Raw genomic sequence first — 23112 nt, 5'->3', positions numbered from 1 at the left:
TCGGATCTCCCTGTGCACCATCACAAGGGTGGAATGGGTGGGGTGCGGCCCATCGGGGGAACGGAGAGGTGAGCCGCACCCCGGGGAGGAGGCCGGGCTGGCTGCCCGGCCCCTGGGTTCGGGGCAGACCTCGAAGTTCAGCGGGTTACGGCTCGGGTCGGGGATTCGGGGATGTCATTGTCGGCGGTGGTGCGGGACAACTGGGGGTGGATGAGGATGTGGTTCTCCATTGGATATGCCAGGTCCGCCTTGAAAGGACCTCCGGGCGCGGGGGTTTCGGTGGAGTCGGGGACCGCGCGAAGCTGGGGTGGACGCCTTGGGGCGTCAATGTCGGTGTGCGGGAACAGATAGCGGGCGCCCTCGCGGACCGTCTCGTGGGATTCACCGCTCGGGTCGATCCAGCGCATGCGGTCAGTGTCGGCGAGATAGACCCGCCAAGGGTGTTTTCCCTTGTCCGCCAAGAGCTTCAGGCGGTGGTGGTGTGTGCACAGCACGGCGCGGTAGGCGGTGTTCGGCTGGGGTGCGGGGTCGTTGGGCAGCGAGGCGAACTGCACCAGGGAGGTTTCCGCGGCGGGCATGGTGCAGCCGGGGAAGCGGCACAGCCCGTCGATGGCGCGCACCTCGCGGGCCGGAGCGCCCGAGAAGGGCCGCACCGCTACGACTTTTGCGCATCTGGGTTGTGGCTCAGCCGGTGCGGGAGCCTGTTCGGCGGCGGATTGCGCCGAGGCGGAGACGGGAATGAGCCGGCCGCGATCCACGCCCGGCGTGGACTCGGATGCGCCCTGTCCTGCACGGCTGTCAGTGGCAAGCGCTCGTTCCCAGGGCGCTTCGGGTGCAACGGCCGGTGCGCGTTTTCGCCGCGGGCGTGGAGTCTTCGGGGCACCCGTCAAACCCGCGGCTCCCGCCGAATCCGCGCCACCCGCTGAATTCGTGTTACTCGCAGCACCCGCCGAATCCGCAGCGCCTGACGTGTTTCCATCCGCGGCGATGTGCCCTGCGGTAGAAGTGGTCCTCGGCGAGGCGTCCAGGGTGGCCTGCGCCGTTGCCCGCGCGTCCTGCGGGGCAGGGTCGGCGGGCTCCGCTGTCACGTTCCCGGCCTCCCGGGTCCCGGAGACGGCGTCGCTCGGGAAGTACTCCGGGATGACCTGGAAGCGCGCGTGTTCGGCGAGTGTGCGGGCGAGCGCGGCGTCGACGGGTCCGTATCCGGACAGAAAGGCCGGATCATCGCGCAGACCGAGCAGTGTTTCGGCCGAGACCCCGACCTGGATGAGCGGGCGGCGCGGCGTGGTGGGGGCATCGGCCTGCGGGCAGTCGAGACCCCGGCCGCAGCCGCACCGCAGTCGGCCGGAGCCGTCGGCGAGCGCGATCAGCGCGTCGGCCCGGCGCTGTGACATGGTGCGGGGATCGGATTCACACACCTGCAGGCTCATTTCACGCAAGCGCATGGCGAGCGCCTGGGCCCCGGCGGCGGGCAAGAGGCCGTCGAAGACGGCCATGCCGTCCTGCACCGCGCGAATGCGGACATCGCGGTCCTGCTCACGTTCCTCGCGGCGGCGGGTCTCACCCCCGGGATCCAGGCGCGTGACCCAGCGCTGCGCGGTTTGACGTAATCGGGCCGGATCCGAGCGTAATGCCGCCTCGATGAGCTTGGGCTCCAACACTTCTCGCACCTCGTGCGGCAGGCCGCGCAGACTGTCCGCGATCACCTGCACCCGCGGCAGGTCGATCCGCCCGTCCGCGAAGGCGTGCTTGGTCCGTGGTAGGGAATCCAGCGCCAATCCGATATCGATGAGCGCCGCCGCCACCGCCTCCGACACGTGCACCGCCACGGCGATCTCCGCCGCGGCGAATTCCCCAGCACGCACTCCGCCCGCCCCCGGCGCGGCATTCCCGGCCCGATGCCGGCGATACACCTCCCGCACCGCTGTGATTTCCGCCGCCTGCGCGAACGCCGCCGCCCCGTGTGCCCGCCGCAGCGCGTCGATCAGCCCTTCGTCGCCCATCGCCTCCACCTCTCGGCTATCGAACATGCGTTCGAGACTACCTCCGGAAGATCGCCACCGCCAGCCTCTATCCAGGCGATTTGGTTTGTTCGACACCGGTCGTGTAACTTCGTTCAAGCAAGCAGGGCAACGCCCCGCTGGCGCAGAAGTGAACACGGGGCTATGGCGCAGCTGGTAGCGCACCACACTGGCAGTGTGGGGGTCAGGGGTTCGAGTCCCCTTAGCTCCACTTCAACGAGTCAGGCCCGGCGAAGCGCCGGGCCTGACTCGTTTGTCCGGACCAATGACATGCACGTCCTGGAAGCGCGAATTGTGAGTTCCCCTGATGGATTTCGCGGTCGAGCGGCGCGTCGTTCGGTCTGCGGCTGGGTGAATGGGTTGAGCAGATGTGACACCCGTGGGCATCACATCTGCGACGTTGCGGGTGACGAATGGTTCAGAAGGTCCCGGCGATACGGTCGGATGAGGGCGGTGTCAGATCGGGTTACGCCGAGACAGTTGGTCCCAGCGCAGCACCGCGTCGGCAATCGCCTCGAGTGCTCGGCGCGCCTGTGGGTCGGTCGAGACGGTGTCGAGTTCGGTCATTGCGGCGCAACGGAATCGGTCGGCTTCGGTGCGGGCCCAGTCGAGAACTCCCGACTGCTCGACAAGGGCGACGATGTCCGCGGCTTCCCGGCTCGAAGGGGGATGTGACCGGGTGTACGCGGTGGTCAGGATGGTCGCGAGCCGGGGGTCGCTGTGCAGGGCTCGGACGATCGGGGCGGACTTCTTTCGTCTGAGGATGTCGCCGCCGACGGTCTTTCCGAGACGGTCGGGATCGCCGACCAGTCCGAGTACGTCGTCGACCAGTTGGAAGGCCAGCCCGAGGTGGCGACCGACATTGCGCAATGCCTCGATGCGGCGTCCGTCCGCCGACGCCGCTCTGCCTCCGAGCACGCAGGCGAGCCCGAACAGTGCACCCGACTTGCCGCTCGCCATGGACTCCCACTGCTCGAGACCGATGTCCATGCGATTCTCGAACTGCATGTCCGCCGATTGGCCGTTGACCACGTCCAGCAGGGCCGCGGACAGATCTGCCGCGACCGCGTGCCGGACGCGCGATCGATCGGCGGCCACTTCGAAGGCGAGGGACAACAGGGCGTCGCCGGTGAGAATCGCCTGCGCCCTGCCGAATACCACCCACGCACTGGGACGACCGCGTCGCCGCAGGTCGTCGTCCATGATGTCGTCGTGCAACAGCGAGAAGTTGTGGACCAGTTCGACGATGACCGCGGCGGGCACCCCATCGCTGTCCTCGCCGCCGGCCGCGACGGCGCTCGCGATCGCCAGGGCACCACGCACGCCTTTGCCCGAACCGGTGCCGGTCGGCCTGCCGAACTTGTCGGACCAGCCGAAATGATAAGCCGCGACGGTTCGTAGGGGATCCTCCAGCTGGTTCACCGACTTCCGCAACTCGGGTTCGGTCAACTGCCAGGCTCGATGGAGGACTTCTCGTGCCGTGGCGATGTGGGGTTCGGGATTGCTCACAGGTCATGCTCCCGGCGGTCGCTTGCGGGATCGGCCATGGATGTCGAGAACGCCGGCGCGTGGCCGTATCTCGCCGTCCTGCTCGACCAATCGAAGTTTCCGCGCATCCACGTGCGCATGCCCTCGAGGCAGCAGCCGATGGGATCGTGGTCCGGCCCCGATCGGGTGAGCAGCTTCTTCTCGAAGGCGAGGTACTGCTCTGTGCGCGTGTCTATTTCAGCGCAGACACGCGACACCGCTTCGGCCTCGCTCAGCTTCTCGTGATGTCCGACGATGAAGACGAGATTGTGGACTTCGCCGAAGGATCGTTCCTTCTCCAGCGAATAGACGTCATTGGTCCAGCACACCACATCGCAGGCGGCATCGAGGGCGCCGGAGAAGTCGGCATCGCGATACCGTGCCGGGGGCACCTCGAAACCCCCGAAGGTCTCGATCAGATCCATGCAGACGTAGATCGCCCCGGTGTGCCGACGGCGGTGGACGTAAGTGTCCTTGTCCGGGACGATGCCGGCGATCCGGTTTCCGGCCTCCCAGAACGCGGCGGTGTGCAGGCACTGCTCCAGATGGTCGACGAATCGCGCACGCCAGGCCGCCGAGCCGTGTGCGGCAGTTCGATCCCACAGATCGGAAAGCGCCGCCAGCAGAGCCTGATTCGCGTCTCCACGGTCTCCGTTCCCGCCGCCGCGCAGGACCCCGCGAACCCCATGCGCCAGCGCCGCGGCCGCCACGGGCGTTCTGCCGATCGCCCCGTCGTCGAGTTCGTCGTCGACCAGGAACAGCCAGGCGAACCAATCGGCGGCCAGTTCGAGGCCGCGCCGGTCGGCATGCGGATGGACCAGTGCCACGAAGTGTCCGAAGTCGGCCGCGCTGAATTTCGCTCTGGCGCGGTGCGAATGGATCAGATCGAAGCGGTCCACCCACGCCAGCAGGTGTTCGCGCGCCTGGTCGAGGTTCGGGTTGAGCTGGCTGGGGAAGCGACCGAAGGCGGTCCCGAGCGCGCCGGTTCTCATCGTGCGCGTGCCTTCCGTCGTTGCGGTCGCAAATGGACGCCGCCCTTGGGGTGCAGCGTGATGAGCGCTTCGGGAGTTATCGGCGCCGCGCCGTCCGGCAGCCGCAGCCGGTACCTGCTCGCCACGGTGGCCAGTACCAGCACCAGTTCGGTCAGGGCGAAGTGTTTGCCGACGCATACCCGGTGCCCGCTGCCGAAGGGGATGTAGGCATGCTTGGGGCGGGCCGTGGTGTTTTCTGGCGTGAATCTTTCGGGATCGAACCGCTCGGGGTCATCCCAGAAATCCGGATGTCGATGCAGCAGATAGCTATTGATCAGAACGTTGGATCCTTTTCTCAGACGATATCCGCCCAGCTCGTCTTCCCGACGTGCACGTCGCATGAATTGGTATGCCGGAGAGTAGATCCGAAGCGTTTCGTCCACGACCATCCGTGTATAGGGAAGTCGCGGGATGTCGTCGATATCGGGAATTCGGTCGCCGATGACCCGGTCCACCTCGTCGTGTAGCCGTCGCTCCGCATCGGGATGCCGGGCCAGGAGATAGAAGGCCCAGGACAACGTGTTCGTGGTGGTCTCGTAAGCGCCGATGCAGATATTGAGGACTTCGTGATGGAGTTGCTCGACATCCATTCCCCGGCCGTCGGTTTCGTCGACCGAGTTCATCAGCAGCGTCAGCAGATCGGTGTTGTCCGATGAACTCGGCGGTTCGATGCGCGCTTTGATGAATCCCGAGACGAATTCGTCCATCTCGGCGATCGCGCGGCGCAGACGCCGATGGCTGCGCGTGGGCACGGACAGTGGAGGGAACGGAAAGCGGAAGAACGATCCCAAGATGGTATTGGCCTCACCGAAGGCGCGTTCGAATGCCAGGGCGGTGGCGTCGACGTCGGCGCTGAACAACGACCGGTTCACGATGCGCAGTGCGAGCTGGCCGATCTGATCGGTGATATCGAGAATCGGCGCATCGGAGCCGTCCCAGCGTTCCAGCATGCGCATAGTTTCCGCGGTCATGTTCCCGGCCAGGTCGCGGATGGCGCGAGGCGTCAGGTGCGGCGCGATCATGCGTCGTTGCCGCAGCCACAGTTCGTGATCGGCATTCGCGATCAGGCCCTTGCGCAGCACCGGGCGCACGATCTTGAACAAGACCGCGTTCTTGTCGTAGCCGGCGCTGTTGTCCACCAGGATGTGCCTGATGTAGTCGGGGTGGTTGACCAGAACCATCGGAAGACCCAGCAGCCGGAATTCGAAGACGTCGCCGTGGCGCTCGAGCCCGCGGGACAGGAAGTCCAATTGGTCGCGGCGCAGGGCGAGTCCGTTGTCCAGCCCGTCCGGGCGGCCCAAGCGGGGGAGCGGCCGCAGGGGGGCGGATCGGACGCTGATCATGCGCTGACTGGACATGGCGCGACGCTAGCCGGGGGCGGTTAGAACCGGGTTAGGGGTCGGTGGCGCCATCGGCCCTCAGCCGCACTGGCTTTCGAGATAGAGCTGCAGTACCAGCCGCCCTTGGCTGACGACCCACTCGTTGCGAGGGATGTCCCGGTAGGCGTGTTCGATGGTGCCTTCGGCGATCGCGATCGCGACACCGAACACTCGGGGATCGGTGTGCGCGGGCATCACCCCCGATGTCAGCAGCAGGTGGCCGAATGACTGTGCGCACCGTCGCTGATGGGTGCGGACCAGCTTGCTGTCGCCGAAGGCGAAGTAGAGTGCCACGAATTCGAGATGCCGCAGGAAGTGTGTGCGGTGCACGGTCGCGAACACGGTGATCGCGTGGGCGATGTCGTCCGCCCGCAGGGTCTCGATCTCCGCCGCGACCCGCCGGTCGATCTGTTCCATGTCGCGGTCCAGCAGCTGCCGGAACACCGCCTCCCGGTTGGCGAAGAACTGGTAGAGCGTGGCGATGGGCACGGCGGCGCGCTCGGCGATCCCGCGGGTCGTCACCGCATCCATCCCGTGCTCGTCCACGAGTTCCCTTGTGGCGTCGAGGATGCGCTCGACTCGTTCTCTGCTGCGTGACTGCACGGGTGTGCGTCGAAGGCGTCCTAGCTCAGACACCGGGTCATGATCGCAGACGGCGCGACGGCGGCATCCGCGCATCCGGTCGGGCGGTACGTCGGTTCCGCCGGATCTGCCCGCGGCGGCAAACATGAACCGGACGTGATTTCTCGCCCGATCCGCCAGGTAGCGGCGCGACAAGAACATTACTGTGTGTTTCGAAAGGTTAGTTGGCAGGCGGATCGTGAAACGTCCACTTGCGCAGGCCTGTTGAGCGTGCAAACATAACCGCCAACGAAAAACGGGGCTTGAGATCGGTTGCTACGCAACGAACTACAAATTTTCGTGATCTCTGGTATCGCGACGCAATTGCCATCGATATCGACAGGCATATGCGAATTGTCGTGTGGAGAAATGTATTTGGACTTGTCGTCGATTCTCGCATGATGCAAGGAGTGTCAATGAAGGCATCCGGTGAACGGTCGGTGCATGTCAGACTATTGGGTGAGTTCGCTATTACGATCCCCGGCGAGAGTTGTGTTCGGTGGCGCGCGAGCAAGGCTCGATCGCTGTTCGGAGTGCTGCTCGTCAACCGGAATATCGTCGTGGGCAAGGAGCGGTTGCGAGAGCTGTTGTGGCCGGACATCGAGGGGCCCAGCACCTCGTTGAAAGTGGCGGTGCACGCCTTGCGCAGAACGCTGGACAACGACCTGGGAACCGATCGTGGGCACCTCCGCGTCGAGTTCCGGGATTTCGGCTACATCATGGACGCGAGCGATGACGTGGTCGTCGACTCCCACGAGTTCGAGCGGTGTACGAAGGCCGCTCGCGAGGCCGCGGCGCGGGGCCTGCACGGGGAGGCGCTGGATCTGTATCGGCGTGCTGCCGCCCTGTATTCGGGCGAGTTCCTCAGCGGAGGATCGGACAGCTGGGTGATCGAGCACCGCCATTGGCTGCGCTCGATGATCTTGGGCACCTTGGACGCGCTGGCCGAGTACGCGCTCGAGGCGGGCGAACTCGCCGACGCGGCCGACGCGTGTCGGCGCACGCTGACCATCGATCCCGTGAACGAGGCCGCGTTTCGCCGATTGATGATGATTCACGCCCGGCGCGGCGAGCTGCAGCAGGCGGAACAGTGGTACGCCCTGTGCGCGCAACGCCTGCGTGAGCAGTTCGAAGTCGACCCCGACCGTGACACGCGGTCGCTGCGGCGTCGCGTGCTCAGCCGGGAATTCGTGGAGGGGGTCAGGCCCGGCCGCACCGGCCACCGGGTTCACGACGGCATCTCGAACCGCATGGGCTCGATCGTCTGACCGCGGATGACACCGTCTGGAGCGTATCGGAAAGCCAACTCGCGCAGGCGAACCGCGACAGGGTTGGCCAGCTGCTCGAGCCTGCTGAGTCGTCGCGACGCCGCCACGAGGGTCCGGGTCCGAGCCCGGCGCGCATCCTCGTAGTCGCGCAGCGCGGTGGTGACGGCGCCGTCCCGGCGCAGATGACGGGCGAGGACGCAGGCGTCCTCGATCGCCGAGCTGCCGCCCTGGCTCAGGCTCGTCAGCATCGGGTGGGCGGCGTCACCGATCAGTGTGACCGGACCGCGGCCCCAAGCCGGCAGGAAGGGGCGGTCCTGCGCGGGCACGGTGATGATGGCGTCGGCCGGTGTGCGCGCGATGACCGCGCCGATCTCGGGCGCCCAGCCGCGGTAGCTGTCGAGGATGTCGGCTTTCCCTCCCGACCAGTCGGCGGCCCGGCCCGCCACATTGCGTGTACCCCACCAATAGACTTGTCCCGCACCGAGATCGGCGAAGCCGAAACGCCGGCCCGCGCCCCAATAGTGGGTCGCGGCGCCCGGGTGGAGGTTCTCGTGCTCGAACGCGGCGGTGGCCAGCCAGCAGACGTAGCCGTGGTCGGTGACCGGTGCGGGCCCGGCCAGCTGGGCCCGCACCGCCGATCGGATGCCGTCCGCGCCCACCAGTGCGTCTGCCTCGGCGGCGTACCCGTCCGTGCAGGTCACACGAACACCGTGCGCGGTGATGTCGAAGCCCTTCACCTCCGCGCCGAATCGGATGGGTACCTCGGGCGCCGCCGCGCGCAGACCCGAAAGCAGTTCGCCGCGATGCATGTTCACCAGTGGATGTCCGATTTCCGCGGCGATGTCGCGGTAGTCCACCGTGCGGATCGGCTTGCCGTGCGCGGTCCGGAGCACGAAATAGTCCATCGGCCGGCCCATGCCCGCCGCCATCACATCGACGCCGAGCGCCGCGAGCGCCGCGACCGCGTTGCAGGCCACGCCGATTCCCGAGCCGGATGCCCGTAGCTCCGTGCGGGATTCGAGGATCTCGACCTCGATTCCGTGGCGGTGCAGAGCGGCCGCGGTGGACAGGCCTGCGATACCGGCGCCGGCGACGATGACACGAAGTGCTCGGGACATGGCGCGACGCTATCGTCCGGCGGTTAGCGCGGGGTTAGTGCCCAGCAGGTCCGCCGCGGCGGACCTGCGCAGCTTGCCCGAGGGGGTCTTGGGCAGCGTGCCGGGCGGTACCACCTCGACCCAACGTGGCGTGACACCCAGGCGGTGCTGTACCGCGGTGGCGATGTCGGCGCGCAGCTCGGCGAGGAGCGCTTCGTCGGTCGGCTCGGATCCGGCCCGGATGGATTCGGCGATGATGACGAAACCCTCACTGCCCGTGGCGGTCCCGATCCGTACCGCGACGACGTTGCCAGCGCGCACGCCGGGCACCGCGGCGCAGATCCGCTCGATGTCGGTGGGGTAGATATTGCGTCCGGCGATGATGATGATCTCCTTGGCGCGACCGCAGACGACCAGGTCGCCGTCCTCGGTGCGGTAGCCGAGATCCCCGGTGGCCAGCCAGCCGTCGACGTCGCGGGCCGGGACCCTGCCTTCCGAGGTGAGGTAGTAGTCGGTGACGGCCGCGCCGCGAATCCGGATCTCACCGACCGCGCGCGCGGGCAGGATGGCTCCGGCGGCATCGACGATGCGTAATTCCATTGCGGCGTACGGACTTCCGAGCCGCACCAGACGCCGACCGGAGGACGCGGGTTCGGCGATCGCGCGATGTTCGACCGCTGCCGGATCGATTGTGTCGACGAGCGTTCCGCTGCCGCGTGACAGTGACACCAGCAGGGTGGCCTCCGCCATTCCGTAAGCGGGCGTGATCGTCGACGCCGACATCCCGAATCGCGCGGCCTGCGTGATGAACTCGTCGATGACCTCCGGGTCGATGGGTTCCGCGCCGTTGACGACGACTCGCAGGCTCGACAGGTCGTAGACCCCGTCGGGCGCTGCGCGCAGGCGTCGCGACAGGATGGCGTAGGAGAAGTCGGGACCGGTGGTGACCGTTCCACGGTAGGTGCTGATCAGCTCCAGCAGCAGCAGCGGTCGGCGCAGGAAGTCCTGGGGCGTGACGAAGACCGCGGGCACGCCGTGCTGCATGAGCGTCACCAAGCTGATCATGCCCATGTCGTGGTACAGCGGCAGCCACATCACGGCGACATCCCGTTCGGCCCGGAGTTCGAAGGCGTCGGTGATGGCGGCCGTGCCCGCGTAGAGATTGCGATGGGTGATGGCCACCGCCTTCGGCGCGCCGGTGGAGCCCGCGGTCAGCTGCAGCAGCGCGACCGTGTCCTCATCCGGGTGCACCGGTTCGATCGCCGCGGCGTCGGCGAGTTCGGAAACCGTCGTGATCCGCACTCCCACAACGGCATTCGCCAGTTCTTCCGGATAGGGCTCGCCGATGACGAGCAGGCTCGCTTCGATCATTTTCAGCACTCGGCCGGTGGCCCGCGCCCACTCCGCGAGATCGGTGCGGGGCGTGGGCGGATGCAGCATGGTGACCGAGGCCCCGCGCATCCAGCACGCTTGCGCGACCCGTGCGACCTCGCTCGGATCACCGGCCAGGACGGCCACGGCCGAGTTCGGGATCACTCCGCGTTCCGCCATGCCGCCCGCGGCACGGCGGGCGGCGTCGTGGATCTCGTTCCAGGGCACCCGCTGTAGCCGATCGGGGTCGCCGCACACCAGGCCGGTCGTGGCGGACGGCCGCAGCAGGTCGTCGGTGAATCTGCTCATCTGTCGTCACTCACTCGTGGATCAGCCGGTCGTAGCGGTCGTGGTCGGGAACCAGGCCCGCCGCGACCAATTCCCACAGCACTTCGTCGGTGCCGCCGCCGACTCGAGCGAGCTTCATGTCGCACCACCACTGCCCCAGCGGCGACTGCTCGGTGAGATAGCCGGTGCCGCCGAAGATGTGCATGCACTCGGAGAGCACCTCGGATCCGAGCCGGGCCGCGGTGACCTTCATGGCGGCCGCGGTGCGGGCGTCGGGGCGCGCACCGCTGAGCGCCAGACCGCGTAATGCCCACCGCAGCACGCCGACTCGCGCGTCCAAGTCGGCGACGCGCAGGCGCAGCGCCTGATGCTCGAGCAGCGGCACGCCGAATTGCCGCCGGCGCTTCATTCTCGCCACGGTAAGCCCGAGCGCGTTGTCGCACGCGCCGAGCACCTGGCCCGCGATGGACAGCCGCTCATGGCTGATCCCCCAGGTGAGCGCGGCCATTCCGGTGCCGGGACGGGCGATCAGGTGATCCGCGGGCAGCCAGGTGTCGACGGTGATGGGCGCGGTGACGAAGCCGTGCGCACCGACCTTCGCGTAGATCGGGCCCACCTCGAGCCGCTCGATCGGCACGGCGAAGAGCGCCAGATCGCCGAGTCCGGAACCGGGGGTGTTCCCGGGCACCCGGACAACCAGGATCGCGGCGTCGGCGACCGGCGACAGGGACAGGAATTTCTTGTGCCCCACCAGTCGATAGCCGCCCTTCTCGGCGGTGGCGGTGGACGTCACGCCCTGCAGATCCGATCCGCCGCCGTTCTCCGTCGCACCGATGCACAACAGTGTGCGTCCCGCGACCGCGTCGTCGGCGAGCCGCGTGAGGTAGTCCGAGCGGCCGAAGCGGCGCAGGATGGCGATCGAGGAATCGTGCAGGCTCACCCCGGCCGCGACGCCGGCCGAGCCCAGCCGCCCGAGCCGCTCGGCTAATGCCAGCAGGTGGTACAGCTCGCCATGTGCTGGTGAATGCCGCTGCGTGCCATTCCATTTCATGTCGAACACGCCGGACTTCGCCAGGATCTCCACGATCCGGCGGGGGAATGCCCGCGCCGTTTCGGCCTCGTCGGCCAGCATCTGCGTCTTCTCGTCGAAGGCCGCGTCGAGTGCCTCGGCGAAGGCGCGCTGCTGCGGTGTCGAGGCCAGCGCCGACAGCGGCTCGGCCGTACCGGGCCGGGTCATGCCGGGATTCCCGCGGCCTCGACGATCGCGACGATGTCGCCGAAGGTCCGGCAGCCGAGCAGTCGTTCGGTGCTGACGACGACTCCGAGCCGTTCCTCGATGGCCACCACGCCCATGGTGAAGGCGATCGAATCGAATCCGAGGTCCGCGATCAGGCCGGCGTCGTCGTGTACCCGTTCCGGCGCGATCGACATCTCCTCACTCAGCATCCGTGTCAGTTCCGCGCGAATGTCCCGGTTCATCGGTGTTGTCCTTTCATCGGCACCCGGTCGAGTGCGTGGTCGAGCAGTGTGGCCACCTCGGCGACGTGCGGCGGCCGCATCATCGACAGGTGGTCACCGGGGATTTCGATCACCTCGAAGGCCTCGCGGGCCAGCGGCCGCCAGCCGTTCGCCGGATCGTGGTAACTGCTGCCGGTCTGCCGGTGCACGGCAGCCAGCGCCGCGGGCATCTCGCCGTGCGCGCGCATCAGCACCAGATCGCGGTCCAGCGCAGCGGGCCGGTAGCCGACCATCGCGTCGAAGTTCGCGCAGAACACCGCGTACAGCCGTCGGATCAATTGCGCCGCACCGTGTTCGGAAATGATTCCGGCCGCGATGGTATGTGCCAGCAGGGCCTCGAACAGCTCCTCGTCGGTGGCCGCGGGCAGTTCGAGCTCGGTCAGGTTCCCGTCCGCGTGCCAGAGCAGCTCACCGAAGAACCATGCGATCCGGTCGCGCTCGCTGATCGGAGCGGCGGCATTCTCCGCCAGCTTCATGGTGTCGAGCAGGACGACGCGCGCCTCGCAATCCGCGGGCAGTTGCCGAGCCATCTCGAAGGCGACGTGGCCGCCGAAGGACCAGCCGGCCAGCAGATACGGACCCTCCGGCTGGATGCGGCGGATCGCCGCCAGATACGCGGCGGCCAGCCCCTCGACCGTGGTCACCGGCTCGGTCCCCGGATCGGTGCCCGCGGCGCGCAATCCGTATACCGGTCGGTCCGTGGGCAGCAGGCGGGCGAGGTCCAGGTAGCACAGCACCGACCCGCCGATCGGATGGATCAGGAACAGCGGTGCGCCCGATCCGCCCGTGCGCAGCGGAACCAACGGGTCGTACACCGCGGCGGCGTCGCCCGAACGCACGAGCGCGGCCAGAGCGGCCGCCGTGGGCGCGGCGGCGAACGTTTCGAGCGGGATGTGGACGCTCCACCGCTTCGCCACGGTGAGCATCACCCGCACCGCCCCGATCGATGTTCCGCCGACGTCGAAAAAGTCGGTGTCGGCGGCGAATTCACCGGTACCGGCGCATTCGGCCAGGATCGCGGCCATGGCTCGCTCCTCGGCGTCGGCCGGGGCGCGACCCAACCCGTCGGGCGCGGCGGTGCTCTCAGGGGAGGCCATCGCGCGCAGTGCCGCGTCGTCACGTTTCCCGCTCGGCGTTCTCGGCAGCGAGTCCAGTCGGTAGGCCCGCGTGGGCACCAGGTGCGCGGGCAGTACGCCGCGCAACTGACCCAGCACCTCCTCCGGCCGCACCTGATCGGGATCACCGGCCAGGAAGGCCGCCAGCAGGGAGTCGGTTCCGCGCTGCGGCAGCGCGATGACGGCGACCTCGCGCACCGCCGAACCCGAGGGCAGCGCACGCATCGCGTTCTCCACCTCGGCGCACTCGACTCGGAAACCGCGCACCTTCACCTGGGTGTCGTCGCGGCCCAGCCAGCGCACGCGGCCATCGGGCAGTTCGACGCCGAGATCGCCGGTGCGGTACCGGATGCCGCCGCCCTCGTCGGCGACAAAGCGCTGGGCGGTCAGCCGCGGCCGGCGCTCAAAACCTTGTGCCAGGCAGTCACCGGTCACGTAGATCTCGCCGACCATGCCCGGCCGGACCGGGCGCAGCAGCGGGTCCAGCAACTGCACACCGGTGTTCGCGACCGGCGTGCCGATGACAGGAAGTCGCGGAAGTTCCTGTGCCGCAACGGTCATCGGCTCGGCCACGGCGACGTGCGTTTCGGTGGGGCCGTATTGGTTCTCCAGCACCAGGCCGGGCGCGGCCGCGCACAGTGACCGGATCTCCTCGGTGATCCGCAATTGCTCGCCGGAGGAGATCAGCGCGGTCAGGCCATCGGGATAGGCGCCGGTGGCGGTGGCCGCCTCGGCCAGCGCCTGCAAGGCCACGAAGGGCAGGAACAACCGCCGCACACCGGATTCCCGGACGGCCGCCAGCAGTGCGACGGGGTCGCGGCGGTGCCGCTCCGACAGCAGTCGCAGGGTGCCCCCGCCGACCAGCGTGGCGAAGATCTCTTGGAAGGCCACATCGAAGCCGATCGGCGCGAACTGCGCGGTGACCTGGCCGACCGCTCCGCTGGGCCGGCGATTCTGCCACTCGATCAGGTTCGCGAGACCGCGATGCGGCATCGCCACGCCCTTCGGCTCACCGGTCGACCCCGAGGTGAACAGCACGTACGCGATGTCGCCCGGCCGGATCCGGGGCAGCGGTGACGGCGGTCCGGGCGGTGTCGCCGCCAATACGCGTACCGGGTCCAGCATGTCGAATCCCTCGACCGACTCGGTCACCTCGTCGGTAATCACCAGGCGGGGCCGCGCGACAGCTAGCACGACCTCCCGCCGGGCCCGCGGATAGGCCGGGTCCACCGGGACGACCGCCGCTCCCGCGCGCAGTACGCCGAGCACCACGGCGATCAGTTCGGCGCCACGGTCCATCTGCACCGCCACTCGGGATCCGCGCCGCACACCGGCTCGGATGAGATTGCGGGCCACCCGATCCGCGGTCGTGGTGAGCGTGCGATAGCTCCACAGCGACTGTCCATCGGTCTCGAGGAGGGCAGGGTGATCCGGTCGTACACAACCGATCGATTCCACGGCCGCGGTCACGTCGCCGACGGCGACTGCCGGATCGGCGGGCGCGTCCGGCGTTCGGACCATCGCGGTCAGGATCGCCACGAATCGGCGCGCATAACGCTCCCGCTGCGATCGGGTCAGCGACCCGCGGGCACTGGCGAGATGCAGTGCCAGGCTGCCGTCGCGCGGGTCCACCAGCGCCGAGACCAGCAGCGCGAAGTTCGTCTCCTCGTGAGCGGCGAAGTCGCGCAACTCGACGGCCCCCGTGTCGAATTGCCCAGCGACCCTTCGATAGTCGACGTAATTGAAGACGGCGTCGAAGATCGGCCCACCGTGGTCGGCGATCATCGACCGCATCGGGTAGCGCCGGTGCCGATGCTGACGCCGCTCCCGACGGACCACCTCGTCGACGGTGTCGAACCACGAGCCGGCGGTGGGCGGCAGCCGCAACGGGACCGTGTTCAGGAACAGCCCCGCACAGCTGTCCGCGCCTGCCAGACCGGGCCTGGTATGGGTGACGACACCCGTGGTCACCTCGTCGATTCCGGCCAGATCTCGCAGTGTGAGGCAGTGCGCCGCCAGCAGCACCGCCCGCACCGGTACGTGACGACGGCGGGCCACATCGGTGGCACATTCCTGCAGCCACGCGGGTACGAGTGCGACCGTCGTGGCGGCGTCGATCGGTTCGGGTGGTTCGTACGCCCGGCTCGACTCGAGGCGCGTAGGCGGGGCCCCGGTTAGTTCATCCATCCAGAACTGCCGTGCCGCAGGGGTGTTGCACGCCGCCTGCTCGGCTCGAATATGTTCGGCGAGAACGGAGCTCGAGTAGCGATCGAGGACGGGGCGGGCGTTCAGATAGTCGGCGACCAGCTCCGCGATCAGGCCCGCCACGCTCCAGCCGTCGAGAATCGCGTGGTGGAAGGCGAACACCAGCTCCACCTCGCCGGGCCGCACACAGACTCGCATCCGGTGCAATGGCGCGACGGCGAAATCGTAACGGGCGCCGCGCATCCGGGCGAAGACGGAGTCCGCGTCATCATTGGCCTCGACCTCCAGGTCCAATGGTGTGTCCCGGTGCACTACTTGCAGCGGGATCGAGCGGCCGGTGAGATCGAAGGTCGACCGCAGCGCCGGGTGCCGCGCCACCAACCGCGCATAGGCGTTTCGAAAGTCGTCCTCTCGCCACGGCATCGCCAACCGGTAGCGGAAGACATCGTGGTACTGAGCCGAATCGGCGCGTTCCACGCTGTGGAACAGCATGCCCAGCGCGAGCGCTCCGGCCGGGAACGCATCCTCCGCGCCGACCAGCGACGCTCGATCGAGCAGCGGAACCAGCGCGAACGGTTCCGGCACGCCGGGCCCGTCCGCCACGCCGATCGTGGTCGCCAGATCGGCGATCGTCGGCTTGGCGAAGAGCACGTCGATATCGAGCCGCACGCCCCGGCGCTCGGCGGCGGTGCGCAGGGCGAGCGCGAGGATGGAATCGCCGCCGACGGTGAAGAAGTCGTCGTGCCTGCCCGGTGTTTCGCCACCCAGCACCTCTTGCCATGCCTCGGCGAGCGCGAGTTCGATCTCGCCACAGGGTGGTGCGGTGTCCGCGCCGAGTGTGAGGGCTCGCTCCCGGCGCAATCGGCGCAGTGCGCGGCGATCGGCTTTGCCGTTGCGGGTCAAGGGGATAGCGGACAGCGGGACGAACTCCGAAGGCACCATGTACGCCGGTAGACGCCCGGCCAGGAACTCGGCCGCCTGCACCGCCGTCGCCGGACCGGTGTAATACGCCACGAGGGCACCGGTCCCGTCGCGCTGTTCGTCGACCACCACGCAGGTCTCCACGCCCGCGCAATCGGCCAAATGATTGGTCACCTCACCGAGCGTCACGCGGTTGCCGCGCACCTTGACCTGATCGTCGATCCGCCCCAGATACTCCAGGGTGCCGTCGGGCAGCCAGCGCGCCAGATCGCCGGTGCGATAACGCCTCCCGTCCGGAGCGGCGGGATCGGCGACGAACGCGGCGGCGGTCAGTTCGGGCCGATTGTGGTACCCGCGGCCGACCCCGACTCCTGCGATGTTCAGCTCACCCGACACGCCGACCGGGCACCGGTGTCCGTCGGCCGACAACACCGTCAGGGCGATATTGTCGATGGGCCGGCCGATGGGGACCCGCCGCAGCGTGCGGGCGGCGTCCGCGGGGATGTCGTACCAGGACACGTCCACGGTGGCTTCGGTCGGCCCGTACAGGTTCACCAGCAGGATGTCCTCGCGCCCGGCCGCCGCGCACAGGTCGCCGAAGCGGCGGACCAGCGCGGGGGCCAATGCCTCACCGCTGCAGAACACCAGGCGCAGGGAGGTGGGCACCGAGGCCGTGGATTCGAGCTCGGTCAGGAACGGTCCGAGCATCGACGGCACGAAGTGCACGACCGTGACGTGATGTCGTTCGACGGTCTGCAGGATCGCGCGCGGATCGCGTTCGGCGCCGTCGGGCAGCAGGGCGACGCTCGCGCCCACCTGTGCCCACCACAGCAGCTCCCACACCGAGACGTCGAAACTCGCCGGAGTCTTGTGCAGGATGACGTCGTCGGGGGTGAGCGGATACCGCCGCTGCATCCACGCCAGCCGGTTGACCACCGAACGATGCTCGATCATCGCTCCCTTCGGGGTTCCGGTGGAGCCCGAGGTGTAGATCATGTACGCCAAATCCGTTGGCCGCGCAGTCGATTCGACGGCGAACGCGAATTCCTCGGCGTCGCAGTCGATCAGTTCGACACCCGGCGTCGCGGAGGCGAGGCCGGGGTGTCCCACCGCGAAACGCGCACCGCAGTCGGAGAGGATCGTGGCGATGCGGGCTCGAGGCAGGCGCGGATCGACCGGAACGTAGGCCGCGCCCGCGGCGAGCACGCCGTGCACGGCGACGAGCAACTCGGCCGATCGCGGCAGCAGCACCGGCACAAACTCCTGCGCGCGCACCCCGCGCGCCCGCAGCCGGGCGGCGAGGGCGCGGACCCGTGCGGCGAAGTCTGCGTAGGTCCATTCCGCGAGCGAACCCTCGGATTCCGTCCAGCGCAGGGCGGGGACGGCGGGTGTCGCCGCCGCTTGCCCGGCCAGCAGCCGGTCGAGCGTGGTCCTCTCGTCGAAGGCGACCGGGTTCGGCCCCTCGAACGATGCCAACCGGGTTCGTTCGGACTCGGACATGATCTCCACCGCGCCGAGTGGCTGCTCGGGCGCGGTGAGTGACGCGTCGGCCAGACGCAACACGTGAGCCGCGGCGGCCTCGATTCGGAAACCGTCGTCGAAGACGTCCTCGGCGTAGAACAGATCGACGTCCAGATGCCCGGCACCGGCGTAGTCGCGAACGACGATATTGACCGCGTCCAGTGAATAGCCGGTGGACAGAACGGCTTCCTCATGCGGGATCGAATCGAGCTCGCCGGGCTGAATCCTGTTGTAGGACAATGTGACGTCGAACAACATCGGCGTCGTGCCGGTTTCGGCCCGCACGGCGGCCGTCAGCGCGCCGAACGGATACCGTTGTTGCCGTTGCAGTTCCAGAACTTCCGTGGCGACTCGATCGCACACCCGCGACAGCGGTGACGACTCGTCGACCGGGATGTGCAGCGGCAGGATGTTGCCCAGATCGCCGATCATGCGCAACTCCTCGCGTGTCCGCCGGTTCAGCAGCGCGATGCCGAGCACGATGTCGCCGTCGCGGTGCACCCGGCGCAGATACCCCGCGACCGCCGCGGCGACAACGGTGACGACGGTGTGACCGGTGGCGCGGATCCGGTCCACGTCGGCTCGCTCGAGGCGCAGACTGTGCCGGTGGCGGCGGCGCTCGCGCAGTGTGCCCGATCGGGTGAACAGGGCCGGTTCGAGCCCGGACACCCGGTCCCACAGCGCCGCGTGATCAGCGGCCCACCGCGCCGAATCGCGGTACTCGGACCAGCGCTGCGCGAAGTCGAGGTAGCTGGGCGCGGGGTCGGTGCCGAGGGGTGCGCCGTAGTATTCCGAACACACCTGGGCCAGGAGCAGATTCGCCGCCCACCCGTCGGAGACCGCGTGGTGATACTGGTAGTACAGGCCCCACTCGTCATCGGCGGTCAGCACGGCGAACCGCACCAGCGGACCGTCCGGGTGCAGCGGCGTGGCGGTGGCGTGTCGCGGCCACCGCGTCGAATCGCCGGGCCGGTCGCAGTTCACCACCTCGAGCGGAGCCACGGTGTCGGCCGCCCACTGGACGAACTCGCCGTCGTGCTGCGCGAATCGCAGACGCAGCGCGTCGTGGCGCCACTGCGCTCGTTCGACGCATTCACGCAGGCGCTCGATGTCGGCGGTGCCGGGAAAACGCAGGTGCAGCGCGCCCTGTACGACCGCCAGGTCCGGATACCGTGCGCCGACCGCCACCACATCCTGCTGGTAGCCGGTCAATCCGATGTATTCGACGCCCCGTTCCATCCGGTCCCGAGCATCGGGTCGCTGGTCGACTTCAGTCATGTGCGTGCTCCTCATGGTGGGGGCGGGCCCGCGTCAGCAGCATGGCGAGAGCGTCGTCGACTATCCGATCGGCGCGCGCGGGCGACATCAGACCTTCGACGTAGGTCGAATTCCACCGCAGCACACCGTGACTGGTGTTGACGGCGCTGACCAGGTGGCCGATGCAGGAGATCCCTGCGGCGAATTGCGCTCCCGACAAACGCCATTCGCCCATGCGGTCCGGAAACCCGTGGCGGCCGACATTGGTGAGGCACACATTCCACGGTCCCCTGGTATTGATCAGGTCCACGACCCGGCCGCTGCGGTCCACCGAATCCGGGCACAGCAGCCGCAGGCCGGCTATCGCGGTCAAGTGCTGATGGAATCTTCTGCGGCGGTTCAGATTACGGATGACGGTGCGCGCGGTATCCCAGAAATCGATATCGGCCCCCACTCTCGGGTGGGTGGGGACTGTGGCGACGAAGCTTCCGAGTTCTCCATCGTCGACTGCCATCTCGGATCGGAAGTCGATCGGCGATCCGACGGGTACCCGCACGGTGCGTCCGGGCGTCATCTCCCGGGCCACCGCGGTCGCCAGCGCCGCGGTGAGCGCGCCGTGCACGGTGACCCCGCGCTCCCGGCAAGCCGACGTCACGGCCGCCAGGTCCGCACCGCAGATCTCGCGGGTGAGCAAGCGGGTACGCCGGTCACCGGGCGGGACCGGGACTTCGGCTGGCATGCGCACCGGACGCGCGCCGGCCGCGATCAGTTGGTCGGCCAGCATGGATGCGGTGATTCGCGCCGTGCCCCGGGTGCGGGCCGGGAGCCGATCGTCGACAGCGGGTCCCGGCGGGCGAGATCCCGGCGACGCGGCTGTGGCGGTCGCGTACTCGAGAATCCGCCGCAGCAACGTCAGGATCGAGGTGCCGTCGCAGATCACGTGCGACATCGTCAGGATCAGTTCATGCGATTCATGCGGCGTCCCAGCGGCTTTGACGACGTCCACCAGCCTGGCGAGTGTTCCCGAGGCGGGGATCGGGGCGCACAGTTCGACGGCATCGACTTCGCGAGTCGCGGCGGTGGTGTCGCAGGGGTCGGCCGCCACGGTCCGGATCGGCAGCGCAGGCTCGGCGAGCGGGACGAAGCGTGGGTTGGTGCCCTCGGTATCGGCCGCGATGCCGACCCGCAGCAGCGGATGTTCGGCGACGGCCGCCGCGGCGGCGGCGCTGAGCTGCTCCGGCGTCACGCGGCCCGCGACGGTCACCCAGGCGACCACGTTCAGCGGTGAGATCGCGTCCAGGATCCAGTACCAGCGTTCGGAGTGGCTCAGCGGACGGTCGATGTCGGACGGCGGGCACGACAGGCGGCTCATCGGGACCGCCGTCGCAATGTCACCGGCAGTCCGTCGATGGGGCCGAGTTCGGTGTAGGACCAGGACATCTCGTAATCGGCGGGCAGTTCCCAGTCGAAGGTGCGCAGCATCGCGTCCAGGGCCGCCGCCACTTTCAACAGTCCGAAATCCATGCCGATGCATTTGTGGTGCCCGCCCCCGAACGGGATCCAGGCCGCACGGTGACGGCGGTCCTCCCGTCGCTGTGGGGAGAACCGATCGGGATCGAAGTGGCCCGGGTTCGTCCAGTACTCGGGCATCATGTGATTGACCAGCGGCGATACCGCGACCAGCGTGCCCGCTGGAATGAAGTGCCCCACCAGGGCGGTGTCGGTGACCGTGCGGCGCAGCTGCGCCGGTGACGGCACGACCAGGCGGATGCTCTCGCGGATGACCCGATCCAGCAGCTCCAGCCGTTTCAGCGCGGGCGCGTCCAGCGCGGGCGCGTCCAGCGCGAGCGTCTCCGCGCGACAGCGGTCCTGCCACTCAGGGTGTTTGCCGAGGAAGTAGACCGCCGCCGTCAATGCGGACCCGGTCGTATCGTGCGAAGCGAACAGCGTGTGCAGCAGGTGCATCGCGAGCTCGTCGTCGGTGAATACGACGCCGTCGTCGTCGGTCGCGCGGCTCAGCACCGACAGGAAATCGTCGCCGTCGCGGCGGCGGGCCGCCGGTATCGCCCGCCGGAACACCTCGAGCAGATGGCGGCGGGCCCGCAGACCGGACCACCACGTGAGGCCCGGAATCGGCAAGCGCAGCACGGCCGTCTGGGCGTCGACGAACCGCTGGATCGCCGCCATAGTTGCCTGTCCGCCCGCCGAAGCGGGTTGTGCCAGAAAAGCTTCCGACGACACGGCGGCGGATAACGCCCGGCTCGCGTCGCGCATGGACAGCGGACGATCGGCCGGCCAGCCGGTGATCTCGGCGGCGATCGCGCGCGTCATCGGCCGGAGGTACCCGGTGATCGCGGACTCGGTGAACGCCGCCTGGTTCATTCGGCGGTGGCGGCGGTGCTCGTCGCCGTCCATCCGGGTCAGCCCGCCCAGGAAGAGCGGGTCCAGCAGGTCCCAGCCGGTCTCGAACGCCTTGTCCCGGTTGGTCAGCACAGCGTGCGCGGCGTCGCCGCCCGCGGCTGTCACGAGTTCGACGCCCAAGCCGCCGAACCACGACACCGGCCCGAAGCGTCGATACATGGCCAGTTGCAGCGCCGGGCCGTATCGCACGAACGCCGGAAGCATTCCGAGGATCGGCACTCCCCGCGCACCCGGGACCGGTGCGAGGTCGCTGGCGGACGGCGGCTCGGCCAATATCGCGGGGCGCCAGGGCATACGGGCGAGCAGGCGATCGAATGAATCGCGATGGGGGATTTCGGAGAGATACCCGTGGGAGATGCCGGCAACGGATCGGGTCGTCACGGTCACTCGCGTTCGGCGGCGAGCGCGCCGGTCGTCATGCCGAGGTTTCTCATGACCGCGCGGTCCAGCAGCCGCTCGGGCGCGAACCGCACCACCGGCCCCATCATCGCGGAGTCGGGGCCGACGCGGTAGCGCAGCCGGGGCCGGCGCGCGGTGAGCGCGTGTTCCACGGCGCGGGCCACATCCTCGGGGCTGGTCCGGCTCGACATGGCCCGGGAATTGTTCTCGGACAAGAACTTCCGGAAGGACGTGCGATACAGTTCGGGCGCGGCGGCCGCATCGGCGTGCTCGGCGATCTTGTCCCAGATCGGTGTGCGTACCGCACCCGGCTCCACTTGGGAGACCGCCACGCCCGTGGGCGCCAGCTCACGTCGCAACGCATCCGCCATACCCCGCTTACCGAACTGCGAGGCCGCGTACATCCCCAGGAACGGCGGTGCGACCCAGGCGACGCCAGAGCCGATCATGACGATCCGGCCTCGGATCGGAGCCTTCCCGCCCGGGGCGGCAACCCGCAGCAAGGGCAAAAATGCCTGGGTCACCGCCGCCACGCCGACAACATTGACCTCGAGCTCGGCGCGGAAATCGTCGATGTTCGCGCATTCCAGCGGCGCGGCCAGGCAGGTGCCCGCGTTGTTCACCAGCCCCGTCAGCCCGCCGGCACCGGTGTGCTCACGAATCTCCTTCCGCGCGAGCGTGATCGAATCGACCGACGTCACATCCAGCTGGACCGGCCGCAGCGCGGTTCCGGCGGCGTCGCGGCGCAACCGCGCCGCGCTCTCCTCGGTGCGCACACCCGCGAAGACGACCCATCCGTTCGAGGCCAGGCGCAACGCCGTCGCCCGGCCCAGTCCGGAGGACGAACCGGTGACCAGCACCGCACCCTTCTCGCCTGTCATCTGCTGCCTTCCTCCCTGGCCGTCGTGGACACGACAGCCGCGTGGCCGAGGAGACTAGGCAGCAGCGGTTAAGGATCGAGCACAACGATCGCGGCGGCAGCGCGTGCCGCCGCCTCGACGCGGTGGGATCGGGCGGTCGACGCCGGTTCGCTTGCGGGAGAGGGTGGGCCGATGGGCGAATGCGTTCGGATCGGACCACGCGAAGCGGCAAGCCGGTCGTAACAGAAAACTGCAGATCAGAGGCCTACAGGTTCATCTTCGCGGTGGCCGG

Annotated in this window: 14 protein-coding genes and 1 tRNA gene; 2 read left to right on the top strand and 13 right to left on the bottom strand. The window is 68.5% G+C overall.

What is annotated here, in order from left to right; all coding sequences use genetic code 11:
• Positions 1 to 137: 137 nt before the first annotated feature.
• The gene (locus tag GLP40_RS07265; protein ID WP_154787066.1) at positions 138 to 2030 is read right to left on the bottom strand and encodes a DUF222 domain-containing protein; all 1893 of its coding nucleotides are present in this window, start codon (positions 2028 to 2030) and stop codon (positions 138 to 140) included.
• 129 nt (positions 2031 to 2159) lie between these two features.
• On the opposite strand from GLP40_RS07265, the gene GLP40_RS07260 reads away from it, so the two are divergent.
• A tRNA-Ala gene (locus GLP40_RS07260) sits at positions 2160 to 2232 on the top strand.
• A 245-nt stretch (positions 2233 to 2477) separates the two neighbouring features.
• Here GLP40_RS07260 and GLP40_RS07255 read toward each other — a convergent pair.
• The 4 genes from GLP40_RS07255 to GLP40_RS07240 are packed head-to-tail and all read right to left on the bottom strand — an operon-like array spanning position 2478 to position 6561.
• Entirely contained in the window at positions 2478 to 3530 is a 1053-nt protein-coding gene (locus tag GLP40_RS07255) for a polyprenyl synthetase family protein (RefSeq protein WP_154787065.1), read from the bottom strand.
• Positions 3527 to 4540, bottom strand: a complete 1014-nt coding sequence (locus tag GLP40_RS07250) for a terpene synthase family protein (RefSeq protein ID WP_154787064.1) — start codon at positions 4538 to 4540, stop codon at positions 3527 to 3529. The genes GLP40_RS07255 and GLP40_RS07250 overlap by 4 nt, the downstream gene beginning before the upstream one ends.
• Positions 4537 to 5937 (bottom strand): cytochrome P450, encoded by a 1401-nt coding sequence (locus GLP40_RS07245; RefSeq protein ID WP_154787063.1) that lies wholly within the window; start codon positions 5935 to 5937, stop codon positions 4537 to 4539. Before GLP40_RS07245 ends, GLP40_RS07250 begins: the two co-directional genes overlap by 4 nt.
• Positions 5938 to 5997: 60 nt before the next feature.
• Complete coding sequence (locus tag GLP40_RS07240) at positions 5998 to 6561, bottom strand: TetR/AcrR family transcriptional regulator (RefSeq protein ID WP_196054564.1); 564 nt, start codon at positions 6559 to 6561, stop codon at positions 5998 to 6000.
• A gap of 230 nt (positions 6562 to 6791) precedes the next feature.
• On the opposite strand from GLP40_RS07240, the gene GLP40_RS07235 reads away from it, so the two are divergent.
• On the top strand, positions 6792 to 7847 hold the full coding sequence (locus tag GLP40_RS07235; RefSeq protein ID WP_154787061.1) for an AfsR/SARP family transcriptional regulator: 1056 nt from the start codon (positions 6792 to 6794) through the stop codon (positions 7845 to 7847).
• Here GLP40_RS07235 and GLP40_RS07230 read toward each other — a convergent pair.
• Genes GLP40_RS07230 through GLP40_RS07195 form a run of 8 tightly spaced genes read right to left on the bottom strand, consistent with a single transcriptional unit; the run spans position 7808 to position 22841 of the window.
• Positions 7808 to 8965, bottom strand: coding sequence for an FAD-dependent oxidoreductase (locus GLP40_RS07230; protein ID WP_154787060.1), 1158 nt, complete (start codon positions 8963 to 8965; stop codon positions 7808 to 7810). The two genes, GLP40_RS07235 and GLP40_RS07230, sit on opposite strands and share 40 nt — an antisense overlap.
• 9 nt (positions 8966 to 8974) lie before the next feature.
• Positions 8975 to 10624 (bottom strand): long-chain-fatty-acid--CoA ligase, encoded by a 1650-nt coding sequence (locus tag GLP40_RS07225; protein WP_154787059.1) that lies wholly within the window; start codon positions 10622 to 10624, stop codon positions 8975 to 8977.
• A gap of 10 nt (positions 10625 to 10634) precedes the next feature.
• Entirely contained in the window at positions 10635 to 11840 is a 1206-nt protein-coding gene (locus GLP40_RS07220) for an acyl-CoA dehydrogenase family protein (protein ID WP_154787058.1), read from the bottom strand.
• Positions 11837 to 12082: an acyl carrier protein gene (locus GLP40_RS07215; RefSeq protein ID WP_230329322.1), complete on the bottom strand. Its 246-nt coding sequence runs from the start codon at positions 12080 to 12082 to the stop codon at positions 11837 to 11839. The genes GLP40_RS07220 and GLP40_RS07215 overlap by 4 nt, the downstream gene beginning before the upstream one ends.
• A complete protein-coding gene (locus tag GLP40_RS07210; RefSeq protein ID WP_196054563.1) occupies positions 12079 to 19161 on the bottom strand; it encodes an amino acid adenylation domain-containing protein in 7083 nt (2360 codons plus the stop codon). Before GLP40_RS07210 ends, GLP40_RS07215 begins: the two co-directional genes overlap by 4 nt.
• Entirely contained in the window at positions 19154 to 20512 is a 1359-nt protein-coding gene (locus tag GLP40_RS07205; RefSeq protein WP_196054562.1) for a phthiocerol/phthiodiolone dimycocerosyl transferase family protein, read from the bottom strand. Before GLP40_RS07205 ends, GLP40_RS07210 begins: the two co-directional genes overlap by 8 nt.
• A complete protein-coding gene (locus GLP40_RS34725; protein WP_154787055.1) occupies positions 20509 to 21942 on the bottom strand; it encodes a cytochrome P450 in 1434 nt (477 codons plus the stop codon). Before GLP40_RS34725 ends, GLP40_RS07205 begins: the two co-directional genes overlap by 4 nt.
• 2 nt (positions 21943 to 21944) lie before the next feature.
• Positions 21945 to 22841: an SDR family oxidoreductase gene (locus GLP40_RS07195; protein WP_154787054.1), complete on the bottom strand. Its 897-nt coding sequence runs from the start codon at positions 22839 to 22841 to the stop codon at positions 21945 to 21947.
• Between the last annotated feature and the right edge of the window lie 271 nt (positions 22842 to 23112).

The organism is Nocardia aurantiaca, assembly GCF_009708175.1.
GTDB classification, from domain to species: domain Bacteria; phylum Actinomycetota; class Actinomycetes; order Mycobacteriales; family Mycobacteriaceae; genus Nocardia; species Nocardia aurantiaca.
This window is presented reverse-complemented; position numbering and strand designations above follow the sequence as displayed.

Bases quoted from the DNA above. Each gene is read 5' to 3' on its own strand.
- GLP40_RS07215 (WP_230329322.1), bottom strand. From the start codon at position 12,082: ATGAACCGGGACATTCGCGCGGAACTGACACGGATGCTGAGTGAGGAG.
- GLP40_RS07245 (WP_154787063.1), bottom strand. From the start codon at position 5,937: ATGTCCAGTCAGCGCATGATCAGCGTCCGATCCGCCCCCCTGCGGCCG.
- GLP40_RS07195 (WP_154787054.1), bottom strand. From the start codon at position 22,841: ATGACAGGCGAGAAGGGTGCGGTGCTGGTCACCGGTTCGTCCTCCGGA.
- GLP40_RS07250 (WP_154787064.1), bottom strand. From the start codon at position 4,540: ATGAGAACCGGCGCGCTCGGGACCGCCTTCGGTCGCTTCCCCAGCCAG.
- GLP40_RS07225 (WP_154787059.1), bottom strand. From the start codon at position 10,624: ATGAGCAGATTCACCGACGACCTGCTGCGGCCGTCCGCCACGACCGGC.
- GLP40_RS07210 (WP_196054563.1), bottom strand. From the start codon at position 19,161: ATGACTGAAGTCGACCAGCGACCCGATGCTCGGGACCGGATGGAACGG.
- GLP40_RS07205 (WP_196054562.1), bottom strand. From the start codon at position 20,512: ATGAGCCGCCTGTCGTGCCCGCCGTCCGACATCGACCGTCCGCTGAGC.
- GLP40_RS07230 (WP_154787060.1), bottom strand. From the start codon at position 8,965: ATGTCCCGAGCACTTCGTGTCATCGTCGCCGGCGCCGGTATCGCAGGC.
- GLP40_RS07265 (WP_154787066.1), bottom strand. From the start codon at position 2,030: ATGTTCGATAGCCGAGAGGTGGAGGCGATGGGCGACGAAGGGCTGATC.
- GLP40_RS07220 (WP_154787058.1), bottom strand. From the start codon at position 11,840: ATGACCCGGCCCGGTACGGCCGAGCCGCTGTCGGCGCTGGCCTCGACA.